20 protein-coding genes and 5 tRNA genes are annotated in these 23,985 nt (G+C 47.5%); 15 read left to right on the top strand and 10 right to left on the bottom strand.

Translation table 11 applies throughout. From position 1 onward, the window contains the following. Positions 1–11: 11 nt before the first annotated feature. Together grxC and OCU49_RS18915 are read right to left on the bottom strand one after the other, a co-directional pair. Positions 12–266: a glutaredoxin 3 gene (gene grxC / locus OCU49_RS18920; RefSeq protein ID WP_261842107.1), complete on the bottom strand. Its 255-nt coding sequence runs from the start codon at positions 264–266 to the stop codon at positions 12–14. 4 nt (positions 267–270) lie between these two features. Further along, positions 271–684 (bottom strand): rhodanese-like domain-containing protein, encoded by a 414-nt coding sequence (locus tag OCU49_RS18915; protein WP_261842106.1) that lies wholly within the window; start codon positions 682–684, stop codon positions 271–273. Between the two features lie 366 nt (positions 685–1,050). On the opposite strand from OCU49_RS18915, the gene gpmI reads away from it, so the two are divergent. The 4 genes from gpmI (at position 1,051) to OCU49_RS18895 (ending at position 6,067) form a co-directional block, all read left to right on the top strand. Continuing rightward, positions 1,051–2,601 carry a 2,3-bisphosphoglycerate-independent phosphoglycerate mutase gene (gene gpmI, locus OCU49_RS18910; RefSeq protein ID WP_261842105.1) on the top strand — a complete coding sequence of 517 codons (1,551 nt, stop codon included), beginning with the start codon at positions 1,051–1,053 and terminating at the stop codon, positions 2,599–2,601. Positions 2,602–2,638: 37 nt separating this feature from the next. After that, a complete protein-coding gene (locus OCU49_RS18905; protein WP_261842104.1) occupies positions 2,639–3,790 on the top strand; it encodes a murein hydrolase activator EnvC family protein in 1,152 nt (383 codons plus the stop codon). A gap of 62 nt (positions 3,791–3,852) precedes the next feature. Beyond that, on the top strand, positions 3,853–5,172 hold the full coding sequence (locus OCU49_RS18900; protein WP_261842103.1) for a S41 family peptidase: 1,320 nt from the start codon (positions 3,853–3,855) through the stop codon (positions 5,170–5,172). Positions 5,173–5,218: 46 nt separating this feature from the next. Next, positions 5,219–6,067 carry a divergent polysaccharide deacetylase family protein gene (locus OCU49_RS18895; protein WP_261842102.1) on the top strand — a complete coding sequence of 283 codons (849 nt, stop codon included), beginning with the start codon at positions 5,219–5,221 and terminating at the stop codon, positions 6,065–6,067. Between the two features lie 11 nt (positions 6,068–6,078). Here OCU49_RS18895 and OCU49_RS18890 read toward each other — a convergent pair whose 3' ends face one another. The 6 genes from OCU49_RS18890 to coaBC are packed head-to-tail and all read right to left on the bottom strand — an operon-like array spanning position 6,079 to position 11,543. Continuing rightward, positions 6,079–6,843 (bottom strand): sulfite exporter TauE/SafE family protein, encoded by a 765-nt coding sequence (locus tag OCU49_RS18890; protein ID WP_261842101.1) that lies wholly within the window; start codon positions 6,841–6,843, stop codon positions 6,079–6,081. A gap of 8 nt (positions 6,844–6,851) precedes the next feature. After that, entirely contained in the window at positions 6,852–7,445 is a 594-nt protein-coding gene (gene slmA, locus OCU49_RS18885; protein ID WP_261842100.1) for a nucleoid occlusion factor SlmA, read from the bottom strand. Beyond that, complete coding sequence (gene argB / locus OCU49_RS18880; protein ID WP_261842099.1) at positions 7,442–8,368, bottom strand: acetylglutamate kinase; 927 nt, start codon at positions 8,366–8,368, stop codon at positions 7,442–7,444. The genes slmA and argB overlap by 4 nt, the downstream gene beginning before the upstream one ends. Beyond that, on the bottom strand, positions 8,355–9,830 hold the full coding sequence (locus tag OCU49_RS18875; RefSeq protein WP_261842098.1) for a phosphomannomutase/phosphoglucomutase: 1,476 nt from the start codon (positions 9,828–9,830) through the stop codon (positions 8,355–8,357). The genes argB and OCU49_RS18875 overlap by 14 nt, the downstream gene beginning before the upstream one ends. Before the next feature lie 36 nt (positions 9,831–9,866). Then, positions 9,867–10,334: a dUTP diphosphatase gene (dut, locus tag OCU49_RS18870; protein WP_261842097.1), complete on the bottom strand. Its 468-nt coding sequence runs from the start codon at positions 10,332–10,334 to the stop codon at positions 9,867–9,869. A gap of 6 nt (positions 10,335–10,340) precedes the next feature. Continuing rightward, positions 10,341–11,543 (bottom strand): bifunctional phosphopantothenoylcysteine decarboxylase/phosphopantothenate--cysteine ligase CoaBC, encoded by a 1,203-nt coding sequence (gene coaBC / locus OCU49_RS18865; protein ID WP_261842096.1) that lies wholly within the window; start codon positions 11,541–11,543, stop codon positions 10,341–10,343. 226 nt (positions 11,544–11,769) lie between these two features. Here coaBC and radC point away from each other — a divergent pair, with 226 nt between their 5' ends. The 6 genes from radC (at position 11,770) to OCU49_RS18835 (ending at position 17,251) form a co-directional block, all read left to right on the top strand. Further along, positions 11,770–12,465 carry a RadC family protein gene (gene radC, locus OCU49_RS18860; protein ID WP_261842095.1) on the top strand — a complete coding sequence of 232 codons (696 nt, stop codon included), beginning with the start codon at positions 11,770–11,772 and terminating at the stop codon, positions 12,463–12,465. A 186-nt stretch (positions 12,466–12,651) separates the two neighbouring features. After that, a complete protein-coding gene (gene rpmB, locus OCU49_RS18855; protein WP_205657860.1) occupies positions 12,652–12,888 on the top strand; it encodes a 50S ribosomal protein L28 in 237 nt (78 codons plus the stop codon). A gap of 11 nt (positions 12,889–12,899) precedes the next feature. Continuing rightward, the gene (gene rpmG / locus OCU49_RS18850; RefSeq protein ID WP_205657861.1) at positions 12,900–13,055 is read left to right on the top strand and encodes a 50S ribosomal protein L33; all 156 of its coding nucleotides are present in this window, start codon (positions 12,900–12,902) and stop codon (positions 13,053–13,055) included. Positions 13,056–13,175: 120 nt separating this feature from the next. Next, the gene (gene mutM, locus OCU49_RS18845) at positions 13,176–13,988 is read left to right on the top strand and encodes a bifunctional DNA-formamidopyrimidine glycosylase/DNA-(apurinic or apyrimidinic site) lyase (RefSeq protein ID WP_261842094.1); all 813 of its coding nucleotides are present in this window, start codon (positions 13,176–13,178) and stop codon (positions 13,986–13,988) included. A gap of 48 nt (positions 13,989–14,036) precedes the next feature. Next, the gene (locus OCU49_RS18840; protein ID WP_261842093.1) at positions 14,037–14,924 is read left to right on the top strand and encodes an alpha/beta hydrolase; all 888 of its coding nucleotides are present in this window, start codon (positions 14,037–14,039) and stop codon (positions 14,922–14,924) included. A gap of 74 nt (positions 14,925–14,998) precedes the next feature. Further along, positions 14,999–17,251, top strand: coding sequence for an EAL domain-containing protein (locus OCU49_RS18835; RefSeq protein ID WP_261842092.1), 2,253 nt, complete (start codon positions 14,999–15,001; stop codon positions 17,249–17,251). A gap of 959 nt (positions 17,252–18,210) precedes the next feature. Here the strand turns inward: OCU49_RS18835 and OCU49_RS18830 are convergent. Both OCU49_RS18830 and OCU49_RS18825 read right to left on the bottom strand, forming a co-directional pair. Next, entirely contained in the window at positions 18,211–21,699 is a 3,489-nt protein-coding gene (locus OCU49_RS18830) for a bifunctional diguanylate cyclase/phosphodiesterase (RefSeq protein ID WP_261842091.1), read from the bottom strand. A 19-nt stretch (positions 21,700–21,718) separates the two neighbouring features. Beyond that, positions 21,719–22,756, bottom strand: coding sequence for an ABC transporter substrate-binding protein (locus OCU49_RS18825; protein WP_261842090.1), 1,038 nt, complete (start codon positions 22,754–22,756; stop codon positions 21,719–21,721). 439 nt (positions 22,757–23,195) lie between these two features. On the opposite strand from OCU49_RS18825, the gene OCU49_RS18820 reads away from it, so the two are divergent. The 5 genes from OCU49_RS18820 to OCU49_RS18800 all read left to right on the top strand — a co-directional run bounded on the left by OCU49_RS18820 (position 23,196) and on the right by OCU49_RS18800 (position 23,937). Then, positions 23,196–23,271, top strand: a tRNA-Glu gene (locus OCU49_RS18820). Between the two features lie 48 nt (positions 23,272–23,319). After that, positions 23,320–23,395, top strand: a tRNA-Gly gene (locus OCU49_RS18815). Between the two features lie 276 nt (positions 23,396–23,671). Then, positions 23,672–23,747, top strand: a tRNA-Glu gene (locus OCU49_RS18810). A 14-nt stretch (positions 23,748–23,761) separates the two neighbouring features. Continuing rightward, a tRNA-Gly gene (locus OCU49_RS18805) sits at positions 23,762–23,837 on the top strand. Positions 23,838–23,861: 24 nt separating this feature from the next. Next, a tRNA-Glu gene (locus OCU49_RS18800) sits at positions 23,862–23,937 on the top strand. Positions 23,938–23,985 lie beyond the last annotated feature (48 nt).

Genomic DNA, 23,985 nt, shown 5'->3' with positions numbered 1-23,985 from the left:
TCAGTCGATGATCAGCCTTTCAGCAGGCTGTCGAGTTTGTCTTGGTGTTCCAGGGCGAACAGCTCATCACAGCCACCCACGTGGTAATCACCGATAAATATTTGCGGCACAGAAGTACGCTTGGTGCGTTCAATCATTTCCTGCCGGGCACCGGGCAGACGTTCTACATCTATCTCGGTGAATTCAGTGTTTTTATGCTCAAGGAGCATTTTTGCGCGCCGGCAAAACGGGCACCAGCCGTTACTGTATATAGTAATCTCAGACATGGTATTACTTCAGAATAGGCAGGCTTTGTGCTTTCCATTCGGTCATGCCGCCTGAAAGCTTAACAACGTTGCTGAATCCTGCTGTCATCAGCTTTTTAGTGGCTGCACCTGCTGTCTGGCCCAGGTTGCAGACAACGATAACAGGCTTGTCTTTATGCTTGTTGATCTCTGTCATGCGGGTATCAAGTTCAGCAACCGGAATATGAATCGCATTGGTGATGTGGCCAGTGGTGTATTCTTTCTTAGGACGGACGTCCAGAATAACAGCGTTCTCTTTGTTGATCATGCGGGTTGCTTCATGTGTATTGACGGATTTTCCGCCTTTACGTTGTTCGGTGAACACCAGCATTGCCAGGGTCATAATCCAGGCGATAATCAACATGATGTTATTGGTTGCGAATTCGATCACTTGTTCCATCGTAAACCTTTTCCAAATGCGCTTAATAAAGCCGCAGTCTTTAGCAAAAGTGGCGGGCATTGTGTGCTGTTTGCTCAGCAAATCAGGCTGCAGATGCCGCAGTTAAAATCTATAAAGCGGCCAAGTATACCCCGCGTTTGCTGTTGAGGTAACTGGCTGAGGCTAAATAATGACGATTTCCTGAGGATTCATTCGGAGGCAGTATAAAGTGGCATTACCTGCCTGGAAAAATTATTGCAAAAAGCCGCTCAGGTTCGCCTTATGTGGGAATTCCAAGTAAAATGCGCGGTCTTACTTATCAGCTAAAAGCCCGTATCAGCCAGCCTGATGTTCGCAGCCGGGCAGTAACACTGGAAAAGGTCACCCATGACTGAGCAACGTAGCACCAAAGCTTTGATTATTCTTGATGGTTTCGGCGTCGAAGCCACTGAATCCAGTGCCGTGATGGCCGCTAATACACCTACCTGGGACCGTCTGATGGCGAATGCGCCAAACAGTCGTATTGCAACCTCAGGTTTGGCCGTAGGTTTGCCTGATGGTCAGATGGGTAACTCTGAAGTGGGGCACATGAATATTGGTGCTGGTCGTACTGTTTATCAAAACTTCACCCGTATCAGTAAAGCTATTGATGACGGCAGTCTGTTCGACAATGAAGTGCTTGTGAATGCAATCGATAAAGCTAAAGCGCTTGATGGTGCCGTTCACGTGATGGGGCTGTTATCGCCCGGTGGTGTACATAGTCATGAAGAGCATATTTTTGCGTTGCTTGAAATGGCTGTAAAACGCGGCGTTAGTAAAGTTTACCTGCACGGTATTCTGGATGGCCGTGATATGCCACCACGCAGTGCTCAGCCATCAATCGAAGCTGCAGAAGCTAAGTTTGCGGAATTAGGTACTGGGGCGTTGGCGACTGTTGTTGGCCGTTATTATGCAATGGATCGTGATAACCGCTGGGATCGTGTACAGACAGCTTATGATGCGATGACTAAAGGGCTGGCGCCACATTATGAAACGTCTGCTGCCGATGCACTTGCGAATGCTTACGAGCGCGATGAAAACGATGAGTTTGTTGCTGCAACTTGTATCATCGGTGATGACGGTCAGCCAAAAGGTCTGATTCGTGATAATGATACAGTGATCTGTGCAAACTTCCGTCCGGACCGTGCCCGCGAAATTACCCGTGCGTTTGTTGATATCGATTTTGATGGTTTCCAGCGCAGCCGGGTACCTGCTTTAGCCGATTTTGTTATGCTGACTGAATACGCATCTTCTATTGATGCAAGCTGTGCGTATCCGCCTAATAAGCTGACTAATAGCCTGGGTGAGTATTTGTCTGACCTGGGTCGTACTCAGTTGCGGATTTCTGAAACTGAGAAATACGCTCACGTTACCTTCTTCTTTAATGGTGGCGAAGAAAATCCATATGCCGGGGAAGATCGTATTCTGGTGCCTTCACCGGATGTTGCTACTTATGACCTTAAGCCGGAAATGAGTGCCCCTGAAGTAACCGAAAAGCTGGTTGCAGCGATCAGGAGCGGCGCTTACGATCTGATTGTCTGTAACTTCGCGAATCCGGATATGGTTGGTCATACCGGGAACTTTGATGCGGCGGTACAAGCGGTAGAAGTGATTGACGGTGCGATCAGTCAGGTGCTTGAAGCGATGCAAAGCGTAGCAGGTGAAACACTGATTACGGCAGATCACGGTAATGTCGAATTAATGGTGAATCCAAAAACCGGACAGGCGCATACTGCGCATACTAACTGGCCTGTTGCTCTTGTTTATGACGGACCGCGTAGTGCCCAGTTAAGCCTGGAAGATGGTGCATTATGTGACTTGGCACCTTCGTTGTTGGATCTGATGGGGCTGGATGCACCATCTGAAATGACTGGCCAGTCTCTGGTGCGTTTCAATTGATGATGATGGCCGCCTCTGCTAACGCGGCCATTTTTATATGCGCCTGATATTTCAGCCAGTGATTTTACTGGCGCTTATCCTCAGTTTATTAACACCTTCTTTTTCTTTTGCGGCAAGTGAAGAAGCGGCTACGGCTGCGCAAATTAAAGCGCTGCAGAAAAGTGTTCGTCAGTTAACGGCAACTCTGAATGAAACGAAGGGAGATAAAAAGTCTGTTCAGGGTGAATTACGGGGTATTGATAAAAAGATAGGCAAGCTGGCAAAGCAAATTGGCACTCTGAATAAGCAGTTGGGTGGTGCCGAAGCTAAGCTGAAAAAGCTTCAGGCGTCCAGAAAACCTATATTAGCGTCGCTGCGTGAACAGGCGAGAGGCTTAGAAACACAGTTAAAGCAGCAATATAAAACCGGTAAATTGCCGCGTTTACAATTATTGTTAACCCAGCGTGATCCTGAACAGGTCTCGCGGATGCTGCAGTATTATGATCGTATAAACCAGACAATGACGGATAAATTGCAACGATTTCGTGATGATCTGGTCCAACTTGATCAGGCAGAACAGGCTATCCGCAGTACTCAACAGACTGTCTTTGATCGTCGGGATGCGTTACAGGTTAGTGCTACTGAGCTTAAGTCCAGCCGCGGTGAACGTAAGCAAGTACTGGCTAAGCTGGAAAAACAGCTAAAAGCTGGTAGCCGTAAGCTGAAAAATCTGAAAGCAGATCAGCAAAGGTTGGAAAAAGTTCTTGCGCAGTTGCAGATTTCCATCAATGAAGTTGCACTTGGCGGTAATGATCGGGCCTTTTCCGAACTGAAGGGGCGTTTGCCCTGGCCGGTAAAGGGTACATTAACCCGTGGGTTTGGTAGCATGCGGGAAGGTGTCAGGTTTGATGGCGTGATTCTGGCAGCTAAGCAAGGACGGGCCGTTAAGTCTATACATCATGGCCGGGTTGTGTTCTCCGACTGGTTAAGAGGTTATGGTCTGTTGTTGATTATTGATCATGGCGGTGGCTATATGACGATGTATGGTCAGGCCGACAGTTTGTTAAAAGATGTGGGTGAATGGGTTTCTGCTAAAGAAACCGTAGCTACTGTAGGAAACAGTGGTGGCAACAGTAAGCCAAGTTTATTCTTTGCCTTGCGTTATAAAGGTAAAGCACGAAATCCGAAGCAATGGCTGGTGAAACGCTGACCGGTCAACAGGAATGTAGCCTGGATATGATTGAGTAGTATCCACAGAATTAAGGATTCAGTATGAAGCTGACGAAGCAGCTAGCGAGTCTGTGTAAGCCTTTTGGCTTGCCATGTTTATTAAGCGTGTCATTGTTGGCGGGTAGTGCCCAGGCTGAAGATACGCCGGCGCCGGTTATTAAGCCGTTACCCTTAGAAGAAATTCGTGTATTCACTGAAGTGTTTGACCGTATTAGACAGGACTATGTTGAACAGGTTAGCGATGAGCAACTGTTAGAAGATGCTATACGTGGCATGCTGGCAGGTCTGGATCCGCATTCTACCTATCTGGAGCCAAGTGCATTCTCCGAGCTTCAGACACACACCAGTGGTGAGTTTGGCGGTCTGGGTATTGAAGTTGGTATGGAAGATGGCTTCGTACGGGTTATTACGCCGATTGATGATACACCGGCACAAAAAGCAGGTGTAAAAGCCGGTGACCTGATTATTAAGCTGGGTGATCAGGCTGTGCAAGGTATGGATCTTAATGATGCTGTTGAGCTGATGCGTGGTCCGGCAGGTTCTGAGCTGGTTCTGACTATTGTACGTGAGGGCGAAGATAAGCCGCTGGAAATTACCGTTGTGCGTGATGTTATACGCGTTGCCAGTGTGAAGCAGCGTGTCTTGGATGACGGCATTGGTTATTTGCGGATCACTCAGTTCCAGGTGAATACCGGTAATGACTTGAAGCGAGCCATGGGGAAGCTGGAAGAAGCAACCGAGCTTACTGGTCTGGTATTGGATTTACGCAACAATCCTGGCGGTGTGTTGCGTGCAGCAGTAGATGTCAGTGATGCATTTATGGATGAGGGCCTGATTGTTTATACCAAAGGCCGTAAAGCCAACTCTGAATTGCAGTATAAAGCGACCAGTGAGCGTTTGACGGATATTCCTTTAGTGGTACTGATTAACCAGGGTTCGGCGTCTGCCTCCGAGATTGTTGCCGGTGCGCTTCAGGATCAGGGTCGTGCAGTGATTATGGGTGTCGACAGTTTTGGTAAAGGATCAGTGCAAACCGTATTGCCACTGACAAAAGAGCGCGCACTGAAACTGACTACTGCCCGTTACTTTACGCCGAGCGGTCGTTCCATTCAGGCGCAAGGTATTAAGCCGGATATCTATGTCGCTGAAGCGGAAATTAAGCTGCGTGAAAGCGGTAACTTCATTAAGGAGAGTGACCTGAGTGGTCACCTTGAAAATGGTGAAGGTGATGCTGAAAATGCGGTAGCCGATGTGCGCCGTATTGCCGAAACAGACTATCAGCTTTACGAAGCGATTGGTTTGTTACGTGGTCTGGCCATTGCGCGTCAGGTTACTGAAAAAAGTGCTAAAACTGAGAACTAAGCTGCAAAGGCCGGGTTAAGCATTGGCGACGTTAACGCAAAACTATTTGAACAGGCAAGCAGTTAAAAAACTGTTTGCCTGTTTTGCGTTTATAAGTGCTCTGAATATGAGTGCTTTGTTTACTGTCACGGCGAGTGCTGACAGCGAACAGCCGCGTCTGGTTATTATTATTGATGATTTGGGTGATAATCTGGCACAGGGCATTGCGGCGATTAATTTACCGGGCCCAATCGCATATTCAATTCTGCCGCATACTGCTAAGAGTAAGGTTTTGGCCGAAATGGCCAATAGTCAGGGTAAGGATGTCATGGTACATGTGCCAATGGATAATACCCGTAAGCTGGCGCTAGGCCCTGGTGGCCTTACAGATAAGCTGAGCGAAAAAGACTTTGTCAGAACGCTCCGGGGTGATCTTAAGGCTGTGCCTTATGCGGTGGGATTTAATAATCACATGGGCAGTTTACTGACGCAGAAAAACCCTCAGATGCAATGGGCGATGAAGGTCGCAAAAAAACAGCAAATGTTTTTTATAGATAGTCTGACGACTTCTGATACGGTTGCTTGGAAAGCGGCACGTCAGGCAAATATTCCCTGGCTAATCCGCGATGTGTTTCTGGATCATGAGCAAACTACTGAGTTTGTAGATAAGCAGTTTAATGCGGCAATAGAACTGGCAAAAATGCGGGGGTTTGCTGTGCTGATTGGCCATCCTTATCCGGTGACAATCAATTATTTGCAGGAGGCTCTGCCACGTTTAGGTGAGTTGGGTGTGCAGCTGGTAGCACCGAGTGGTTTTTTGCTACAAATGCAGGATCGTCAGGATCTGGAACGGGCCCGGCAGCATTTCTGTATATCTGATGAGTGCCAGGCGACGGAGAGCCATTACAATCAATGAGCTATATGCTGTTATAGAATCGTCAGCCCGTCTGAGATCAGTTTGATTCCTACCAGAATTGTCAGTACTTCAAAGATACGTTTGATCATCTGGTTGCCTTTAGCCAGCGCAATGTGAGTGCCGGCATAGGCGCCAATTAATGCCCCTATGACCAGTGCTGGTAACCATGACCATTGAGGCGGTGTTTGCAATGCGACCGTAATTGCGCCTGATCCATTCCAAAACATGCCGACTAATACCAGTACATACGCAACTGCACGTTTGTAATCCAGCCCAAACCAGCGTACCAGCCAGATAGTCACAAACAGGCCAGTACCTGAGGTCAGCGAACCGTTCAAAATACCAATAAAAAACAGTACCGCTCCGCCAATAATCATCCCTGAGAGATCACGGTGTTTGGGTGTGTATTCAAGCCCGAGCGTAGCTTTGAATATTGAATAGACCCCCAGTCCTGTGGTCAGTATGCCAAGGCTGATCAGGGTAAGTTTTTCTGGAATCTGTAGTATCAGTACACCGCCAAGCACAACTCCCGGTAAGCCTGTGGCAAGAATGTAACCACAGAATCGACGTTCCAAAGTACTTTCTTTCAGATGCCGTAAAGTAGCGCCTAAGCCTAGTGCGACGCTGGCGATTTTATGGGTCGCCAGTGCCGTGCTAAAGCTTAAACCAAGGAATAACAGAACGGGAAGTTGCAGCAAACCGGCACCTCCGCCGGCCATGGCTGATAAGCCATTAGCCAGCAGAGATATCAGTAAAAGACCGGATTGTTCAAGCATTGGAGGCCTTAGTCGCGGCTGGCGGCGTTGGCAAGAACACTCCACTGGTCAGCCCAGTTTTGAGTTGGGCGGCTTTTGAACTCACTGCGTACAAACTGACGAATACGGCCTTCAGCACATGCCAGTAACAGATTGGCTGTTGCGCCGCCTGGCAGCTCAGTGCGCAGGCCTTCGGTCTGTTCTGCAGTACGCAGAATTTGCTTGATCTGCGTTTCCAGACGTTCAAAGAACTGATTGATGCGCTGGCGCAAGCGATCAGTTTCGCCGGCCAGAGCGTCACCGGTAAGGATGCGGGCCATTCCCGGGTTGCGTTCAACAAATGCCAGTAACAACGTCAGGATTTGCTCACACTGTTTAAGCGCAGTAGCGTCAGACTGTGTAATGAGTGTTACACGGCTAAAGATTGTTTCTTCAATAAAGCTGATCAGGCCTTCAAACATCCGTGCTTTGCTTGGAAAGTGGCGGTACAGGGCGGCTTCTGAGACGCCGACTTGCTTAGCCAGGGAGGCGGTAGTGATACGCGCGCCCGGATCATTTTCAAGCATCATCGCGAGGGCCTGTAGGATCTGCTCGCGACGGGAAACTTTTTCAGGTTGGCTCATGATGCATCCGTTGCTTTATTTTCATCAGTCTTATTGGAAATCAGGGTGCCGACACCTTCATCTGTGAAGATCTCCAGCAGGCAGGAATGCTCGACCCGGCCATCAATGATATGTGCACTGGTAACACCTGATTTTACTGCATTCAGCGCGCAGTCAATCTTCGGCAGCATACCGCCATAAATGGTGCCGTCTTCGATCAGACCGTCAACCTGTTCTGTTGTCAGGCCAGTCAGTACCTTGCCGTCTTTGTCCAGCAGGCCTTCGATATTGGTCAGCAGGATAAGTTTTTCGGCCTGCAGAACTTCAGATACTTTGCCGGCAACCAGGTCAGCATTGATGTTGTAAGACGTGCCATCCTTACCAACGCCTATTGGTGCGATTACTGGAATAAAGTCAGAGTTAACCAGCATGTGCAGTACGTCGACGTTAACGTTTTCAACTTCACCTACATGGCCGATATCTATGATTTCCGGAGCCTTCATTTCCGGTGTTTTGTGTTTCACCTTCAGCTTGCGGGCGCTCAGCAGCATGCCGTCTTTACCTGTCATGCCGATGGCTTTACCACCGTTGCTGTTTATCAGGCCAACAATGTCTTTGTTAACCATACCGCCCAGCACCATTTCAACTACATCCATGGTTTTTGAGTCGGTAACCCGCATGCCATTGACGAAGTGAGATTCGATTGCCAGTTTTTCCAGCAGGTCGCCTATTTGCGGGCCGCCGCCATGAACAACTATCGGGTTGATGCCGATCGTCTTCATCATCACGATGTCACGGGCAAAGCTGTTTTTCAGCTTGTCGTCGATCATGGCGTTTCCGCCGTACTTGATCACCACTGTTTTACCGGTGAAACACTGAATGTAAGGCAGCGCCTCACTCAGTACGTTGGCGGTATTCATCGCCGCTTTTCTAGATAAAGGCATGGTCTGTCTCTTGGTTTGTTCGGGTTTTCAGCCATTCTTCCGGCAACTGAAGCTCAGGTGCAAGTTGTTGTATATGGCTATAAATTGTCGCGTAAATACGTTGCAGAGCAGTGGCTGAATCAGCTTCTACTCTTAGTGTCAGTGTCGGGCTGGTATTGGATGCGCGGATACCAAACCAACCGTCAGTAAACTCCACCCGTAAGCCGTCTATGGTGCTGACCCGGGCATGATTAAATTCCAGTTGTTGCAGTTGTCTGATGATCTCAAACTTGCTGTCTTCAGTACTGCTAATGTGGATCATGGGGGTAGCAATGCTGGCAGGGTAGTCAGCCAGAGGGGCGTCAAACAGATTGCTGGCGGTCTGTTGCTGGTTTTTTGCCTGAATGAGCAGTTCCAGCAAGCGGACTGCAGTATATAAACCGTCATCGAAACCATACCAGTCTTCGGCAAAAAACAGATGGCCGGTGAATTCACCACCAAAAGCTGCTCCGGTCTTTTTCATGCGGCCTTTGATCATTGAATGTCCGCAGCGCCACATAGTTGCTATGCCGCCGTTGTTTTCGACTAAACGACGCAGATTAAGTGAGCATTTTACGTCGTGAACCACTTCGCCACCTGGATGCTGCTTGAGAATTTCCAGCGCAAACAGGCAGAGCAGTTCGTCGGTGTTGCGAATTTGCCCCAGGTTATCCACAACGCCAAGCCGGTCACCATCACCATCGAATGCCAGGCCTATATCTGCTCCGGATTCAGTCACGCTGCGGATCAGGTCCTGCAAGTTATCTGCATGCTCAGGATCCGGGTGGTGGTTTGGAAAGTTACCATCAACATCGCAGAATAATGGGATAACTTCGCACCCCATATATTCCATTAATGCCAGTACCCAGGGCCCGGCGACACCGTTACCGCAATCAATAACGACTTTTAACGGTGTGTTTTTTGTATCCAGGGTACGTTGTTCGGAAATACGGGCGATATAGTCAGCTTGTACGTCCTGGTGGCGAATATTACCGGGCAACGGATCAGCGTGAAGATCCTCATTGAGGATGCGTTGGTGAAGTTGCTGAATTGCTGCGTCTGCCAGGGTTTCGCCGCCAAGCATTACTTTGAAGCCGTTATAGTCAGTTGGGTTATGGCTACCGGTGATCATTATGCCGGAGCCCGTGCCAAATAGTACGGTTGCAAAATACAGTCCGGGTGTTGGTACCATGCCAATACTGACGACGTTTACACCTGTTTTAGTGATGCCCTTTATCAAAGCATTATTTAGCGCTGGGCTGGATAAGCGACCATCATAGCCGACGGCAAGGGTCGCTATGTGTCGTTCTCTGGCTTCGCTGGCAATTGCCTGGCCGATTTTTTCAGCGCAGGCTTCGCTTAGCGTCTGGCCGAAAATACCGCGAATGTCGTAGGCGCGAAATATATTCGGATCGATGCCTGGTGTGTCGAGAGGTAGTGGCATATTGTTACTGTTGTCCTGTCTGTCCCTGAATAGCTATCAATGTCGGCCGGATGAGCCGAAACCGCCTTCCCCGCGGTCACTGTCGTTGAATTCATCAACAATTTCGAAGTCAGCCTGTACTACTGGTACCAGTACCATTTGCGCGATGCGTTCACCGGGTTCGACAGTGAATGAGCTATTACTGCGGTTCCAGCATGAGACCATCAGTTGTCCCTGATAATCCGAATCAATAAGGCCTACCAGGTTGCCCAGTACTATGCCGTGTTTATGGCCGAGGCCTGAACGGGGCAGAAGCATTGCACATAAATTAGGATCGGCAACGTGAATTGCCAGTCCGGTTGGCAGTAATTGCGTTTCACCGGGTGAAAGTGTTACAGACTGATCAATGCAGGCACGCAGATCAAGCCCGGCAGAACCTTCGGTTGCATAACTGGGCAGGGGGAATTCGTTGCCGATACGTGAATCGAGAATTTTAGCCTGCAAAGACTGCTTCTGGATGCTCATAATGATTTACTTCCTGGTGTATTCGTCGGCAATGAGGTTGATCAGTTGTTTAGCCAGCAGGCGCTTACTGGTTTGTGGCAATGGTGTTACAGATGTTTTGCTGATAACAGTGACTGCGTTGTCGTCACTGTTAAAACCGATATCGCTGCGGGAAACATCATTGGCGATGATCAGGTCTAGGTTTTTACGTTCAAGTTTGCCCTGAGCATAGGCAATAACATCCTGTGTTTCTGCTGCGAAGCCAACACAAAAAGGATTGTTTCGCTGATTGGCAATCGTGGCAACGATATCCGGATTTTTTACCAGATGCAGCTCCATCAGCTCTTCTTTGCCCTTTTTCATCTTATGTTCGGCGACAGAGACCGGGCGATAATCTGCTACTGCTGCTGCTGCGATAAAAATATCACAGTCATTCACATCGGCTAATGATGCTTCAAGCATTTGCTGAGCACTTTCTATCTGAACTCTTTCGCAACGCGCAGGAGCTTCCAGGTTAACAGGTCCACTGATCAGTGTTACCCGGGCGCCGGCATCGGCTGCTGCTGCTGCCAGGGCATAGCCCATTTTTCCCGAGCTGTGATTACTGATGTAACGTACCGGATCCAGAGCTTCCCGGGTTGGTCCTGCGGTAATGAAAACCCGTTTACCGGATAATGACCCTTGCTCAAACATGGCGGCCGCCTGAGTTGCAATGTCCAGAGGCTCGAGCATACGGCCAGGGCCATTATCGCCGCAGGCCTGATCTCCAGTGCCGGGCCCTAGTAAATGAATACCTTTGGCGTTTAAGTCAGTGGCATTTTGCTGGGTTTGAACATCGCGCCACATTGCCTGGTTCATGGCAGGAGCGAGCACAACAGGTGCTTCGCTGGCCAGGCATACTGTGCTGAGTAAATCATTACCCATGCCGCTGTTGAGGCGGGCCATAAAGTCTGCGCTAGCGGGGGCTATCAGGATCATGTCGGCCCATTTGGCCAGTTCAATATGTCCCATGCCAGCTTCAGCTTCAGGATCAAGAAGGTGCTGATGAACCGCATGTCCTGATAATGCCTGCAGTGTTAGCGGAGTAATGAATTCACAGGCAGCAGGTGTCATAACGATTCTGACATCGGCGCCGTGAGTCTTCAGAATCCGGGTAAGTTCGGCACTTTTATAGGCCGCAATACCGCCGGTAATACCTAAAACTATTTGTCGGTTAGTGAGTCTATGCATACCCTTGAACGACCACCATTACTTGAGATAGAAGCAGACTGTGTCTGAAAAGGCCGACAAAGATACCATTTATTGCAGGTGCAATAAATACATCTGAGGTGTGAATGGTTGTTGGTTTGGGCGGGTCTGCTAATTAAGGTATTATTTCCTGAGTGTTATTTGTATCTGCTGGATCGGTTGGTTATGGGCAGATATTACAGGGATGTTTATAAACGGGAGAGCAGGGATGGCGATTACAGACTGGCCGGCGCAGGAGCGCCCGCGGGAAAAACTATTGGTTCGTGGTGCAGCGGCACTTTCTGATGCTGAGTTGTTAGCAATTTTTTTGCGTACCGGCATTGTTGGCAGCAGTGCTGTGGATATGGCCCGTGAACTACTCAGTGAGTTTAACAGTTTAACGGGTGTAGCAACGGCACCTGAGAAAGATTTGTGTCGGATAAAAGGCGTTGGTAAAGCTAAATATGTTCAGTTACAGGCTGCCTTGCAGATAAGTCTGCGTATCCAGGGAGAGGCGCTGGAGCGAACTTCAGTATTGGACTGTCCTCAGGCAGTGAAGAACTATCTGACTAATCAGCTGAGGTATTATTCTCAGGAAGTGTTTGCTGGTTTATTGCTTGATAGTCAGCATCGGGTGATCTGCTTTAAAGAGTTATTTTTCGGAACGATCAGTAGTGCCAGTGTGCATCCCCGGGAAGTCGTGAAGCTAGTTCTGAAGCATAACGCTGCCGCGCTTATTATCTGTCATAACCATCCGTCAGGTGTGGCGGAGCCCAGTCATGCGGATGTGGCTATCACAAAGCATTTACAACAGGCATTGTCGCTGGTGGATGTCCGTTTGCTGGATCATATCGTGATTGGCGGCGCAGAGGCTGTTTCGATGGCGGAGCGGGGGATGTTGTTGCCTGAATGCGCCGGAGAGTAAAAAAATACAGATTGCTATGGCTTATAAATTTTATTTTCTGTAAAATGCGCGCTCTTCTATCCATGGTATGGGATTTAGTCTTGTATAGACGCTCCGCCTGAAGCCAGTAAGTTTTCACTGGTTGATAAGTATCGGATAGGGATTGACTGCCTGAGAAGGCAATTATTTTAGAAAAAGGTATTTAACATGTCTCGAGTTTGCATGGTTACAGGTAAGCGTCCTGTAACAGGAAACAATGTTTCCCACGCACTGAACAGAACCCGTCGTCGTTTCCTGCCAAACCTGCATTGGCACCGTTTCTGGGTTGAGAGCGAGCAGAAGTTTGTACGTCTGCGCGTTTCTTCTAAAGGTATGCGTATCATCGATAAGAAAGGTATCGATGCTGTGCTGGTAGACGTTCGTAAGAACGGCATCAAGGTTTAAGGAGCAGTCTCATGCGCGATAAGATTAAGATGGTTTCATCTGCTAAAACTGGTCACTTCTACACTACTACTAAGAACAAGCGTACTACTCCAGATAAGCTGGAAATGAAGAAGTACGATCCAGTTGTTCGTCAGCACGTAATGTATAAAGAAGCTAAGATTAAGTAATATCTTAGTTTGAATAAAAAAACCCGGCTTGTCCGGGTTTTTTTTCGTCTGTCGTTCGTGTCTTGAATGATGGATATAGTAGAGTTGAGCTACGCATTTATTGTTAATTAGGATGATGTCATGCCGGAATTGCCAGAGGTAGAAACGACACGCAGAGGCATTGAACCTCATATAGTTGGGCAGAGTGTCGAGCAACTGATAGTCAGGCAGCCAAAGCTACGCTGGCCGGTACCTGCCGGTTTGCCAGAGTGGCTGAAAGGCAAAGTAATCGAGTCGATTCAGCGACGTGGTAAATACTTATTACTGAATACTGATCAGGGGGCCGCTATGTATCATTTAGGTATGTCCGGTAGTCTGTATATGGTGTCTGCAGATCAGCCGCCAGCATATCATGACCATGTTGATCTGGTACTTCAGAATGGTATGGCCTTGAGGCTTACTGATCCACGGCGTTTTGGTTCTCTCCTCTGGCAGGCGAAAGGTGAGCAGCATGAATTGCTTATTAAGCTTGGTCCTGAGCCTTTAAGCGATGCCTTTGATGCGGATCATTTACAGGCTGCATGTACCGGACGTAAGGTAGCGATCAAGCAGCTGGTTATGAATTCGAATGTAGTGGTTGGTGTGGGTAATATTTATGCGAACGAAGCCTTGTTTGCTGCAGGTATTCATCCCAAGAGAGCTGCTGGCCGTATTTCCCGACAGCGTATTGAGAAGCTGGTTATTGAAATCAAGCGTATTCTCGCTGCTGCAATTGAGCAGGGAGGGACGACCCTGAAAGACTTCGTTGGCGGTGACGGTAAGCCAGGTTATTTTAAACAGGAGTTGTCGGTGTATGGGCGCGGTGGCGAAGCCTGTCTACGCTGTGATGCACCTTTAACTGAAATTCGTTTAGGTCAGCGTAGTACGGTATTTTGCCCGAACTGTCAGCGTTAGTCGGGTGTTGTTGCGTTTAAGTTGTTTGCTTCAGAGTAGGTGAAATCTATGAAAGCAGGAGCAGGCGACAGTAGCTTCTATAATCAGCTGCATTGTGCGCTGGGTAATACTCAGGCCTTGCAGCGGCGTGAATGCCTTCAGCTAACAAGTTCCGATATTCATTGTGAGTTGTATAGGGCTGAGTCCTCAGCAGCGCCTCTGGTTGTGTTTTTTCCGGGGTTGGGTACCTATGTGGAGTTATATGCGCAGTTATTGGCTTCTCTTGCCGAGCAGGGGGTTAACCTTGTAGGTATTGATCCGCCAGGGCATGGTTATTCTTCAGGTATGCCTGGTGTTTATCAGCCAGAAGATGTTCAGCGAATTACCTCTCAGGTATTAGACGAACTGGAAGCAGAGTTTACCGGCCCTAAGGTTTCCTTCGGGCATTCTATTGGTGCGATGCTGGCACTTGCTGTTGCTGAGTATGATTCAAGATTTCAGGCAGTTGTTTGTCAAACTTTGCTGGTGACCGAAGAAGCGCCGGACTGGTGGCACTTTCTGGGATGGCAGTGGACCTGGGGGAGTGCGCTTTGGTTACCTGACTGGCGAGTACCTTTACAAACTGTATTGGATTTTCGTCAGTTAATCAGTGGCCACCCTGCGGCTGAGTTATTGCAGAATGATCCTTTGTTGGTGATGGAGTATCCGTTACGAACGTTGGCGGGCTTGTTTCGACACAAAGCGGGTGTGATGAGAGAGCGTTATTCTTTTGATATGTTGCTCATACAAGGGGAAGAGGATTCAGTGTTATCTCTGAATTATGCGCAGCGGGTTAAGAAACAGGCTGTTCATAATATGGAAATGATAACTATTCCTAATGAAGGGCATATGCTACCGTTGCAATCACCTCTCAAACTGACAGGTATTGTGGCTGAGTGGCTGAGAAAGGTCTTGTAAGCGAGAGAGCCTTTCCTCAGAGTACAGTCTTTTGGTTTATTTTAATTGAATCATGTAGTTAGCCGGGAGTTGCTGTGGCTAGATTGTTGTCAGTATGTTGCGTGATATTCGGTTTGTTGTGCGTTTCCTGGGTAAATGCCGCGAAGCTTGATTTATCAGCAGAAGAACAGACATGGCTGGATGCCCGTGAGGCTCCGGTACGTATTGGTCTGGCTATTGTGCCGCCATATTTAACTGTATTGGCCGATAATGGCGAAGTGGAAGGGCTGTCTGTCGATTTTCTCAGAGAGATTGAAGCGCAGCTGGAAACGCCATTCGATTATATTAAATTTGATTCCTATAGCGCGATGATGTCGGCAATGCGTGCCGGTGAAATTGATGTGATTTTTGGTATATCAAAGACTGCTGAGCGTGAGAAGTACCTTCGTTTTACGCCAAGCTATGCTTATTTACCAAATAAAATATTTACCCGTAAAGAGTTATTCGAAACTGCTGGCATGGCTGATTTTGCCGGCATGAAATTTTCTGTGCGGGCTGATACAGCACTGGCTGAATATATTCGTAAGAATTATCCCCAGGTTGAGCTGGTTGAAACCAAAGATATCAAGAAGTCATTCGATTTACTGGTGACTGGAGAGGTGGCGGGTGTAGGTGCTTATCCATCAGGTGGTTATCAGTATTCTTTGCAGCAGGGTGTTAATAACCTGAGCATTGTTGGAGATGTCGGGTTTGATTACCGTGTTGCGTTTGCAACAGGTATTGATGCACAAATGTTGCATCAGTTATTAAGTAAGGGATTGGCGGCTATTCCGGCTGCAACGGTAGACCGTTTTAGCCAGGAGTGGCTGAAGCCTGAGGACAGCCTTCGGGTTGATATCGGCAAGGTCAAGGAGGGCGTTTTGTGGTTAGTACTGTTATTACTGGCGTTAGGTTTTGCAGGGTTGTTTTTGTGGAACAGAAGCCTGAAAAAAGAAGTTAAAACCCGTCAGAAGATTGAAGAAGAAGTCAGTTATCTGGCATTCCATGATGACCTGACAGGTGTGCGAAACCGGCAGTATTTTAAGGATATGTTGCAGGAGCTTAATACCGAAGCGGGGCAAGACAAGCCTTTTGCGTTGCTATTGCTTGGTCTGGATGCATTTCGGCTTATTAATGATTCGCTTGGGCATAAGGTTGGCGACTACATGCTTAAACGGGTTGCTGAGCGTATTCAAAGCCGTTTGGAAACGGGGTGTGAAGTTGCCCGTATTAGTGGTGATGAGTTTGCTGTGTACGTTCCTGGCGAAAATAATCAGGCTTCACTGACGCATTTGGTAGAGATACTGATTGCTGAGGTTGGTAAGCCAATGTCACACGGCGATCAAAACCTGACGATTACCACTTCTGTGGGGGTTGCCAGTAATCATGAAAGTGCTTTAGAAACCGTATCGGTGCTTGAGTGTGCTGATCTTGCCTTGCATCGCGCTAAGGAAGTTAATCCTGGTGGGTATATGTTCTACTGCGCTGAGATGACGGCGCAGATGAACGAGCGACAGGCGTTGGCGACAGCGTTGCGTGACGCCCTTGAGCATAAATTGCTTTATCTGGAGTATCAGCCTCAGTTGGTGATGGATACGGGTAAAATATGCGGCTTTGAAGCCTTAGTACGCTGGAATCATCCTGACAAAGGGCGAATACCGCCTAATATCTTTGTCGAAATAGCTGAGAAAGAAGGCATGATGATCACCTTGGGTGATCAGGTGTTGGATATGGCTTGTAAGCAAGCGGTTATATGGAGAAAGCAGGGGGTTGAGTTTGAGCGGATTGCGGTTAACGTTTCTGTGAAGCAGTTTGTTGAACCTGACTTTGTTGATAAGGTGCTGAATGCGCTTGAGCGGAGTGGCTTGCCTGGAAGCGCCCTTGAACTTGAGATAACTGAATCGTTATTCATGGGAGATCTCACGCAAGCGAAAGATACTATGCATGCGCTTAATGAGAAGGGCGTTCAGTTTGCTATTGATGATTTTGGAACCGGGTTTTCATCCCTGCTGTATCTGAAGAACCTGCCAGTTGATAAGCTTAAACTGGATCAGGGCTTTATCCGTGAAATTACAAAAGATAATTCCAGTTTGCAGATTGTTAAAGCATCGTTACAAATGGGGCATGCTTTGCGGATGTCGGTGATTGCGGAAGGTGTCGAAACAGAAGAAGAGCGTAGTTTACTGATGACGCTAAACTGTGATCAGGCGCAGGGATATCTGTATAGCAGACCGCTGCCAGAGGCTTTCATACTTCCTGGGCTTGAAACTGAGATCGCACAAAACCTGGAAGCTGAGCCGGTGATTTAAGGTTTGTAGTTTGAGTTGATTTACTTAGATACCGCTGCTTTAGGGTTGCGGTATTTTTTTGGGTCGTCTTAAAGTATTTAATTCTTTATAATAATCATTATCATTTACATCTAATGATTTCATCGCTATCATAGCTTCTTCATTGAGGCATGGAGGTTGTTATGAGTTTTAATACGCAAGCGATTACTTCAGCACTGAGTTTTCCGGTAGTTGCAGCAATTGTAGCTACTTTGCTGTTGTTTATGCTGGTTTGATATTCCAGGTATCTGAAGCTCTGCTTCAGGTACCGAACTTTCTAATTTATATCTTTTTTGTCTCTGTCTCTGTCTCTGTCTCTGTCTCTGTCTCTGTCTCTGTTTATTCTCTCTGCACTTTGTATCTGGTGGGCCTGTACCGGCACTGTTCTTCAGGCGAAAAAAAACCGGGTGCGAGCACCCGGTAAAAATACTTATGACAAGAGCCTATTGCTAACGGTTAATACCTGCCAGGGTAATAACCGCAGCCAGTAAATGATGGTGAGAAATATCCGGCCAAATCGGATCTTTCTCTCAGCAAGTTCTCGGTGAGGTGAGAGGTTTTGCTGGTCACTTACGAGCCAGATCAATAATACATTAATGATAATGATTATCAACTATTAATGATAATTATTTTTATTTGAGTGGTTTTTTGAGATTGACCTGAGTCAGGCGGACATACCTGTAAATATTGCAGGCGAAAAAAAACCGGATGCACGCATCCGGTTAAAAAATACTTATGACAAGAGCCTGTAGCTAACGGTAACACCTGCCAGGATGTCTGCCGCTGCTGGTAAGTGTGTGGTTGAGAAAGTGCCTGGCCAAATCAGGCACTTTCCCGCAGCAAATTCCCGGTGAGGTGAGAGGATTGCTGATCACTTACGAGCGGGATTTATACTATCTTAATGATAACTATTATCAACTGTTTTTGAGATTAATTTGCATTTATTTTTCAGTATCCTCGATATCGCTAATCTCAAAAGACAGGTCGAGCAACTCATGCAGTTCTTCGTTAGGGATTGGTCGGCTGAAGAAATAGCCCTGTACCAGATCACAGCGGTGCTCCCGGAGGAATTCAAGTTGCTCAGCATCTTCCACGCCTTCAGCTACAACAGTCAGCCCCATCCCCTTAGCCATTGCCAGAATTGCCTGTACCAGGGTTCTGTCATCGGTGTCTGCGGTAATGTCGGCGATAAAGGAGCGGTCGATCTTTAGCTTAGTTACCGGGAATTTCTTCAGATAACTCAGGGAAGAGTATCCGGTGCCGAAGTCATCAATGGAAATGCCAACACCCAGATCACGAATTGCCAGTAAGGTGTCCATTACTGCGCTGTCATCGGATAACAGAACGCTCTCAGTAATTTCCAGATCCAGTCGGTTAGCAGGAAGTCCGCTCACTTCCAGTGCATATTTCACCGTCTGAATAATGTCGCTTCGATAAAGTTGCTGGCTGGAAATATTTACCGCGACACTTGGCTGAATGCCTTCGTTTTCAGGCCAGTTGGCTGCGTCCTGGCATGCCTGGAACAAGATCTGTGCCCCCAGCGGAACGATCAGCTGGGTTTCTTCAGCCAATGGGATGAAGTGATCTGGTGGGATCAGGCCTTTTTCCGGATGAATCCAGCGTACAAGTGCTTCTGTACTTAGCTGAATACCGCTGAATGGATCGTATATTGGCTGATAGTAAAGTACAAACTGTTGGGTATTAAGCGCGCTGCGAAGCTCGATTTCCAGGTCGTGACGCAGGCGTGCTTCAGTATCCATATCCTGTGTGAAGAAGCGATAAGTATTATCTTGTCGTTTGGCTATGGACATCGCTGTGTCGGCATTTTTCATCAGCGTATTGATATCAGTGCCGTCGCTGGAGTGCAGGGTAATACCGATACTTGCTGCAACGTATGCTTTTTTGTCTTCGAGCATGTAAGGGCGGGTAATGCTGTCGAGAATTTTTTCGACAATATCCTGTACTTTATCCGGGTTACGCAGATCAGAAAGGATAATGCTGAACTCATCGCCGCCAAGGCGGCCGACCGTATCATTACTTTTAACTGCTGCCCGCAGGCGCTGTGCTGCCTCTATAAGAAGCATGTCGCCATAGTTGTGACCCAGGCTGTCATTGACGCGTTTAAAGCGGCCCAGCCCGATAAACAGCAGTGCTACATCGTTATGATTATCAGCTGCGTCCTGTGTTGCCTGACGTAAGCGCTGAGCAAACAGGTTTCTGTTCGGCAGGCCCGTCAGAGCGTCAAAGTTAGCCTGATAGAGGATCTTCTCGTCAGCTTCTTTACGTTTGGTTATATCCTGGAACAGTACAACGTAAAAATCGTTGCTGTCACGTGCGTCTTTAGCGCGGTTTATAGATACCCATTCAGGATAGCTCTCGCCGTTCTTGCGCTGGTTCCAGACTTCACCTTCCCAGCGTCCGATGCCTGACATCGCCTTATGGATAGCTTTATCTTGCTCGCCAAGGTGCAATTCAGGCGCTTTCAGAAGTGGTGATGCCATACCCCTGGCTTCTGTATCACTGAAACCTGTTATATGACTGAAGGCTGGGTTGACGGTCTGAATCCGGAATTCGGAATCAAGTACCATGATGCCTTCACTGGTGGTGTTGAAAACCGCATCTGACAGCAGTAGTTTGTGTTCGGCTGTTTTTCGGGCGGTAATATCTGTGGCAACCTGCATTCGTACCAAATGTCCGTCCAGCCACTGGATTGCCTGGTCACGGCATTCATACCAGCATCCGGTATCACTGACATATTGCTCCCATACATGGATACCGTTAGGTGTGCTGTCTGCGTCAAGTAGGGTGCTGCGACAGGCAAAGGGTGCCGTAATCTGAGTCTGTAAAGGGTTACCCTGGCAATCACCGATTACGTCTCCCAGTACTTCAATGCCGTACTGGTTTATAAAGATGATCGCCTGGGTGTCGAGGTCGGCAACAAAAACGATGGAGTCGATATTATCCATCAGGGCGCTCAGGCAGTCCCTGGTTTTCATCAGGGTTTGTTCGAGAATAATGCGCTGGCGAATATCAATATCAATACGGAATAGTTCAGGTTCACCCGCGACGTTGTATTGCAGCATCTGACTGGAGAATACGGGTATTTGTTCGCCATTTTTATGATGTAGTCGCTGTTCGCCGGAGGGGAGTGATTCACCTTTTTCCTGAAGCGCTATCAGTTTCTTGAGTAATGGGTTAGTGCGTCCGGATTGTAAAAGTAGGTCCTCGAATTGCTGGCCAATTGCTTCTTGTGCTGAGTAACCATATAGCTCTTCACTGGCAGAGTTCCAGAAAATAACTTTACGTTCAGAGTCGTAGCCCTGAACAGCAATGCCATCAGTGGACTCAAACAGCTGGCGGAAACGTTGTTCATTGATCCGTAGTTTGTTTTCCGCCTGTTTAAGGTTTGACATGATTTCCACCAGTGAGCGGGTGAATTGGTGGAGCTCAGTCAGAGATGAGTGAGGTATAAGCGTATCTGCTTTGCCTTCAGACAGAGATTTAGCCATGTCAGAAATGGTTTGCAGTGGCAGTACAATACGGCGGGTTAGCCAGAACGCAAATATTATGCTCAGACAAATAAAGAACAGGCCTGTCGCGACGGAAATAAATGTACTTTCCATCTGTGCCTGTTGCAGTTCTTGTTTAGGTGCAAAGTAATAGAGATTACTAAAGCTGGGTAGGCGTAATAAGATGCCTTCCTGTCGGTTGAGCTGGACGTGCGTCAGCTGTTCGGTAGGTGTGTTGTGATAGGCATCATAGCTTCTTACCGGTGCACTGTTTTCCTGTAGTGCTAATACCGCAGGCTCACCTGAATTTAGGAAAAAATCATCTTCTTTACCAGAAATCAGTACTGCTGTGCCGGGGGCCGCCATAAATTGTTGAGTATTAATGCTCTCGTCTGAAAAGGTGTAAATGGCGACACCTTTACCAAGCATTTCGCCTTTACGTTTAATTGGCTGGATGTAGCCAATCAGGAATTTCCCGGCTTCGCCGCGGTTAGCCTGACCTTCGCCGACTTCTCCGTTAATGAGGGCCTGGGCAAATGGGATAAGTTCTGGGTCCGTTGCTGCGGCAATGCTTTTAGATTTGTTATTCCAGAGGAAAAACTCCGTGTTCTCCGGATAGCCCTGATAGGCTTCGAGACGTTCTTCGAGTTGTGTGTCAACTTCCAGCATAAGTGTCACCCGGATGGAATTATCCAGGCTGATTTCTTTTAGCTGGTGAGTTACCTGGTTGAGTTTATTACTCAGGCCCAGGCTGACGTTATGACTTTCTGTAGAAATTTTACTTTGAAATTCCTGCAGCAGCTTGCCGTCATAGTTGTAATGTAAAAGCAGGGCCGTTAGCAATGTAGAACAAGTGCTTAGCCCTGCTATTGTCAGCAAGATTATTTTTTTCAGGCTGTATTGTTTGGATCGATAGCCCATCGATTCACCTTAATTGCAATTATTCTGTGTAGACAATATCTGCCGCCAGTAAGATATCCTGCGGGATCTCTATACCGAGGTTTCTGGCGCGGGGCAGATTAAAAACCAGCGCGTAGCGCTTGGCGTCGTCAATAGGGATGTTACCGGCACTTTCGCCTTGTAAGATGGCAGCAGCTTTTAATCCGGCCTGGTATCCCATCGCATGAAAGTCAACACCGGCACCGCCAAACAAGCCTAACTGAACAAAGGAAAAGTTAAGTGGTATGGCCGGTTTACGACTGTGTTTTGCGGTCCATTGCAAAATTTCATTCCCCGTATATGTTTTGCCTTGCTTGTCGATTAGCCGCAGGGCAACAGGGTATAGGGAGTTGATATCTGAGGCGTTAGCAGCAGTAATAAACTGCTGATACTCTTCCCAGCTATCGGTGATTTTATATTCGAACTCGATATCCAGTGGGTTTTGCTTCAGTTCTTCACGTATTTGTTTTATCAGTGCCTTACCGGTGGGGGAGTTGTCGGAAAGAATCAGCATTTTACGCAGGTTGGTATTAATGTTGCGTTGCACCTGGACAGCGGTCACAAAGTGGATTTTTTCGTATACGCCAGTGACGTTTCCGCCAGGCTGCTTGCGATTATTTAACCAATGCGTCTGCCCATCAGCTTCAGGTAGGTTATTCAGACCGGAAAATACAACTGGAAATTTAGGGTTATCAAGTGAATTCACCACAGAATAGAAGGCATTATCATCAAGGGTAACTAACACGTCAGGTTGAAATTCATTAATTGCTTCGAGTGCAATCTTTGCCTGCTCTGTAATGCTTTCTGCGGTGGTGTTGGTGCGTTTAGTATCCATAGCATAAGCTTCGATACTGAGTTTTTGACCGCTGAAACCAGAATTGTTTAACGCTTCGATGACGCCGGCGCTTTGCGGCTGACCGCAAACATGATCAAGTTCATAGCTGTGCAGAATAAATACTTTATATATCTGTTCATCAGTTGCCTGACTTGCCTGACTTGCCTGACTTGCCTGACTTTCCTGAGTTACTGTTGCATTCATTAACAGTAAGGCCAGAAATGTGAGTACTGCCGGAAGGCGATATATACAGCGGGGTATTTTACATACGCTTAGCATTAAATTTGGCCTCCTCAGCATTGGAATTTTTTATGTTGTAAATATTTAAACGGTATTCCTAACAATAAGACCTAATGCTAGCCCAGAGTGCAAGTATCTTTGTGGTGAATTTGGGATGTTTTCCCCTTATTTATTAGTGACATTCAGGGTTTTTTGAGTGCTCTTTGTCAATGTCTTTAAACGTTTGCAGATGATGATAAAAGGCCTGTTGAAAGTTGAAACATGGAATATCAATATGATTATTGGTGCAGATCGACCGGAATTGAGCATAAACCTATCTTTTTGAAATAAAACCTCGATAGGTACTTGACCTCGGGGAGTCAGATTTATAGTATACGCACCGTCTTTTAACGAAGACCGCAGCGTCCCATTCGTCTAGTGGTCTAGGACACCGCCCTTTCACGGCGGTAACAGGGGTTCGAACCCCCTATGGGACGCCATTTTTTCAGACACTGCCTGGTTTAATATTGGGTACGTTCTGGCAGGACGCGGAATTAGCTCAGTTGGTAGAGCGGAACCTTGCCAAGGTTCAGGTCGTCGGTTCGAGCCCGATATTCCGCTCCAATTCCTGCCACTCTATATTTCTTATTTTCATTCTTTTTGTTTTCTTATTCGTTTCTACTGAAATATTCTTTGCGTTGTTCATTCATGCAATGCAGGTTTTTTCAGTGCCAGTTGTCTGTGCTTTAAGAGAAGGTATTTACCTGTTTTCGCGGGTTTGTAAAAACTTTCATAAAATCTTAATTTGCGGCTTGACGAGGTCGGTGCGACTCATTAATATACGCGCCTCCTCTGGTGAGGAAGTTACTTAGGTCTTCGAATAACTTATGTAGCTGTTGTGTCCCATTCGTCTAGTGGTCTAGGACACCGCCCTTTCACGGCGGTAACAGGGGTTCGAACCCCCTATGGGACGCCATTTTCACCGGTTTGGCGGAATTAGCTCAGTTGGTAGAGCGGAACCTTGCCAAGGTTCAGGTCGTCGGTTCGAGCCCGATATTCCGCTCCAATTTACAGTGTGGCTGTAAAATGCGTCCCATTCGTCTAGTGGCCTAGGACACCGCCCTTTCACGGCGGTAACAGGGGTTCGAACCCCCTATGGGACGCCACTTTCAAGTTTTTCTCTTCGTGTTATATTACTTCCAGTTTTTCTATTA

It is taken from the genome of Aliamphritea ceti (genome assembly GCF_024347215.1).
GTDB lineage: Bacteria > Pseudomonadota > Gammaproteobacteria > Pseudomonadales > Balneatricaceae > Amphritea > Amphritea ceti.
Note: the sequence above shows the minus strand (reverse complement) of the source record. Positions and strands in the feature narration are given on the sequence as shown.

Coding starts and splice junctions, on each gene's coding strand:
- grxC (WP_261842107.1), bottom strand. CDS start 266: ATGTCTGAGATTACTATATACAGTAACGGCTGGTGCCCGTTTTGCCGG.
- OCU49_RS18915 (WP_261842106.1), bottom strand. CDS start 684: ATGGAACAAGTGATCGAATTCGCAACCAATAACATCATGTTGATTATC.
- gpmI (WP_261842105.1), top strand. CDS start 1,051: ATGACTGAGCAACGTAGCACCAAAGCTTTGATTATTCTTGATGGTTTC.
- OCU49_RS18905 (WP_261842104.1), top strand. CDS start 2,639: ATGCGCCTGATATTTCAGCCAGTGATTTTACTGGCGCTTATCCTCAGT.
- OCU49_RS18900 (WP_261842103.1), top strand. CDS start 3,853: ATGAAGCTGACGAAGCAGCTAGCGAGTCTGTGTAAGCCTTTTGGCTTG.
- OCU49_RS18890 (WP_261842101.1), bottom strand. CDS start 6,843: ATGCTTGAACAATCCGGTCTTTTACTGATATCTCTGCTGGCTAATGGC.
- slmA (WP_261842100.1), bottom strand. CDS start 7,445: ATGAGCCAACCTGAAAAAGTTTCCCGTCGCGAGCAGATCCTACAGGCC.
- argB (WP_261842099.1), bottom strand. CDS start 8,368: ATGCCTTTATCTAGAAAAGCGGCGATGAATACCGCCAACGTACTGAGT.
- OCU49_RS18875 (WP_261842098.1), bottom strand. CDS start 9,830: ATGCCACTACCTCTCGACACACCAGGCATCGATCCGAATATATTTCGC.
- dut (WP_261842097.1), bottom strand. CDS start 10,334: ATGAGCATCCAGAAGCAGTCTTTGCAGGCTAAAATTCTCGATTCACGT.
- coaBC (WP_261842096.1), bottom strand. CDS start 11,543: ATGCATAGACTCACTAACCGACAAATAGTTTTAGGTATTACCGGCGGT.
- radC (WP_261842095.1), top strand. CDS start 11,770: ATGGCGATTACAGACTGGCCGGCGCAGGAGCGCCCGCGGGAAAAACTA.
- rpmB (WP_205657860.1), top strand. CDS start 12,652: ATGTCTCGAGTTTGCATGGTTACAGGTAAGCGTCCTGTAACAGGAAAC.
- rpmG (WP_205657861.1), top strand. CDS start 12,900: ATGCGCGATAAGATTAAGATGGTTTCATCTGCTAAAACTGGTCACTTC.
- mutM (WP_261842094.1), top strand. CDS start 13,176: ATGCCGGAATTGCCAGAGGTAGAAACGACACGCAGAGGCATTGAACCT.
- OCU49_RS18840 (WP_261842093.1), top strand. CDS start 14,037: ATGAAAGCAGGAGCAGGCGACAGTAGCTTCTATAATCAGCTGCATTGT.
- OCU49_RS18830 (WP_261842091.1), bottom strand. CDS start 21,699: ATGGGCTATCGATCCAAACAATACAGCCTGAAAAAAATAATCTTGCTG.
- OCU49_RS18825 (WP_261842090.1), bottom strand. CDS start 22,756: ATGAATGCAACAGTAACTCAGGAAAGTCAGGCAAGTCAGGCAAGTCAG.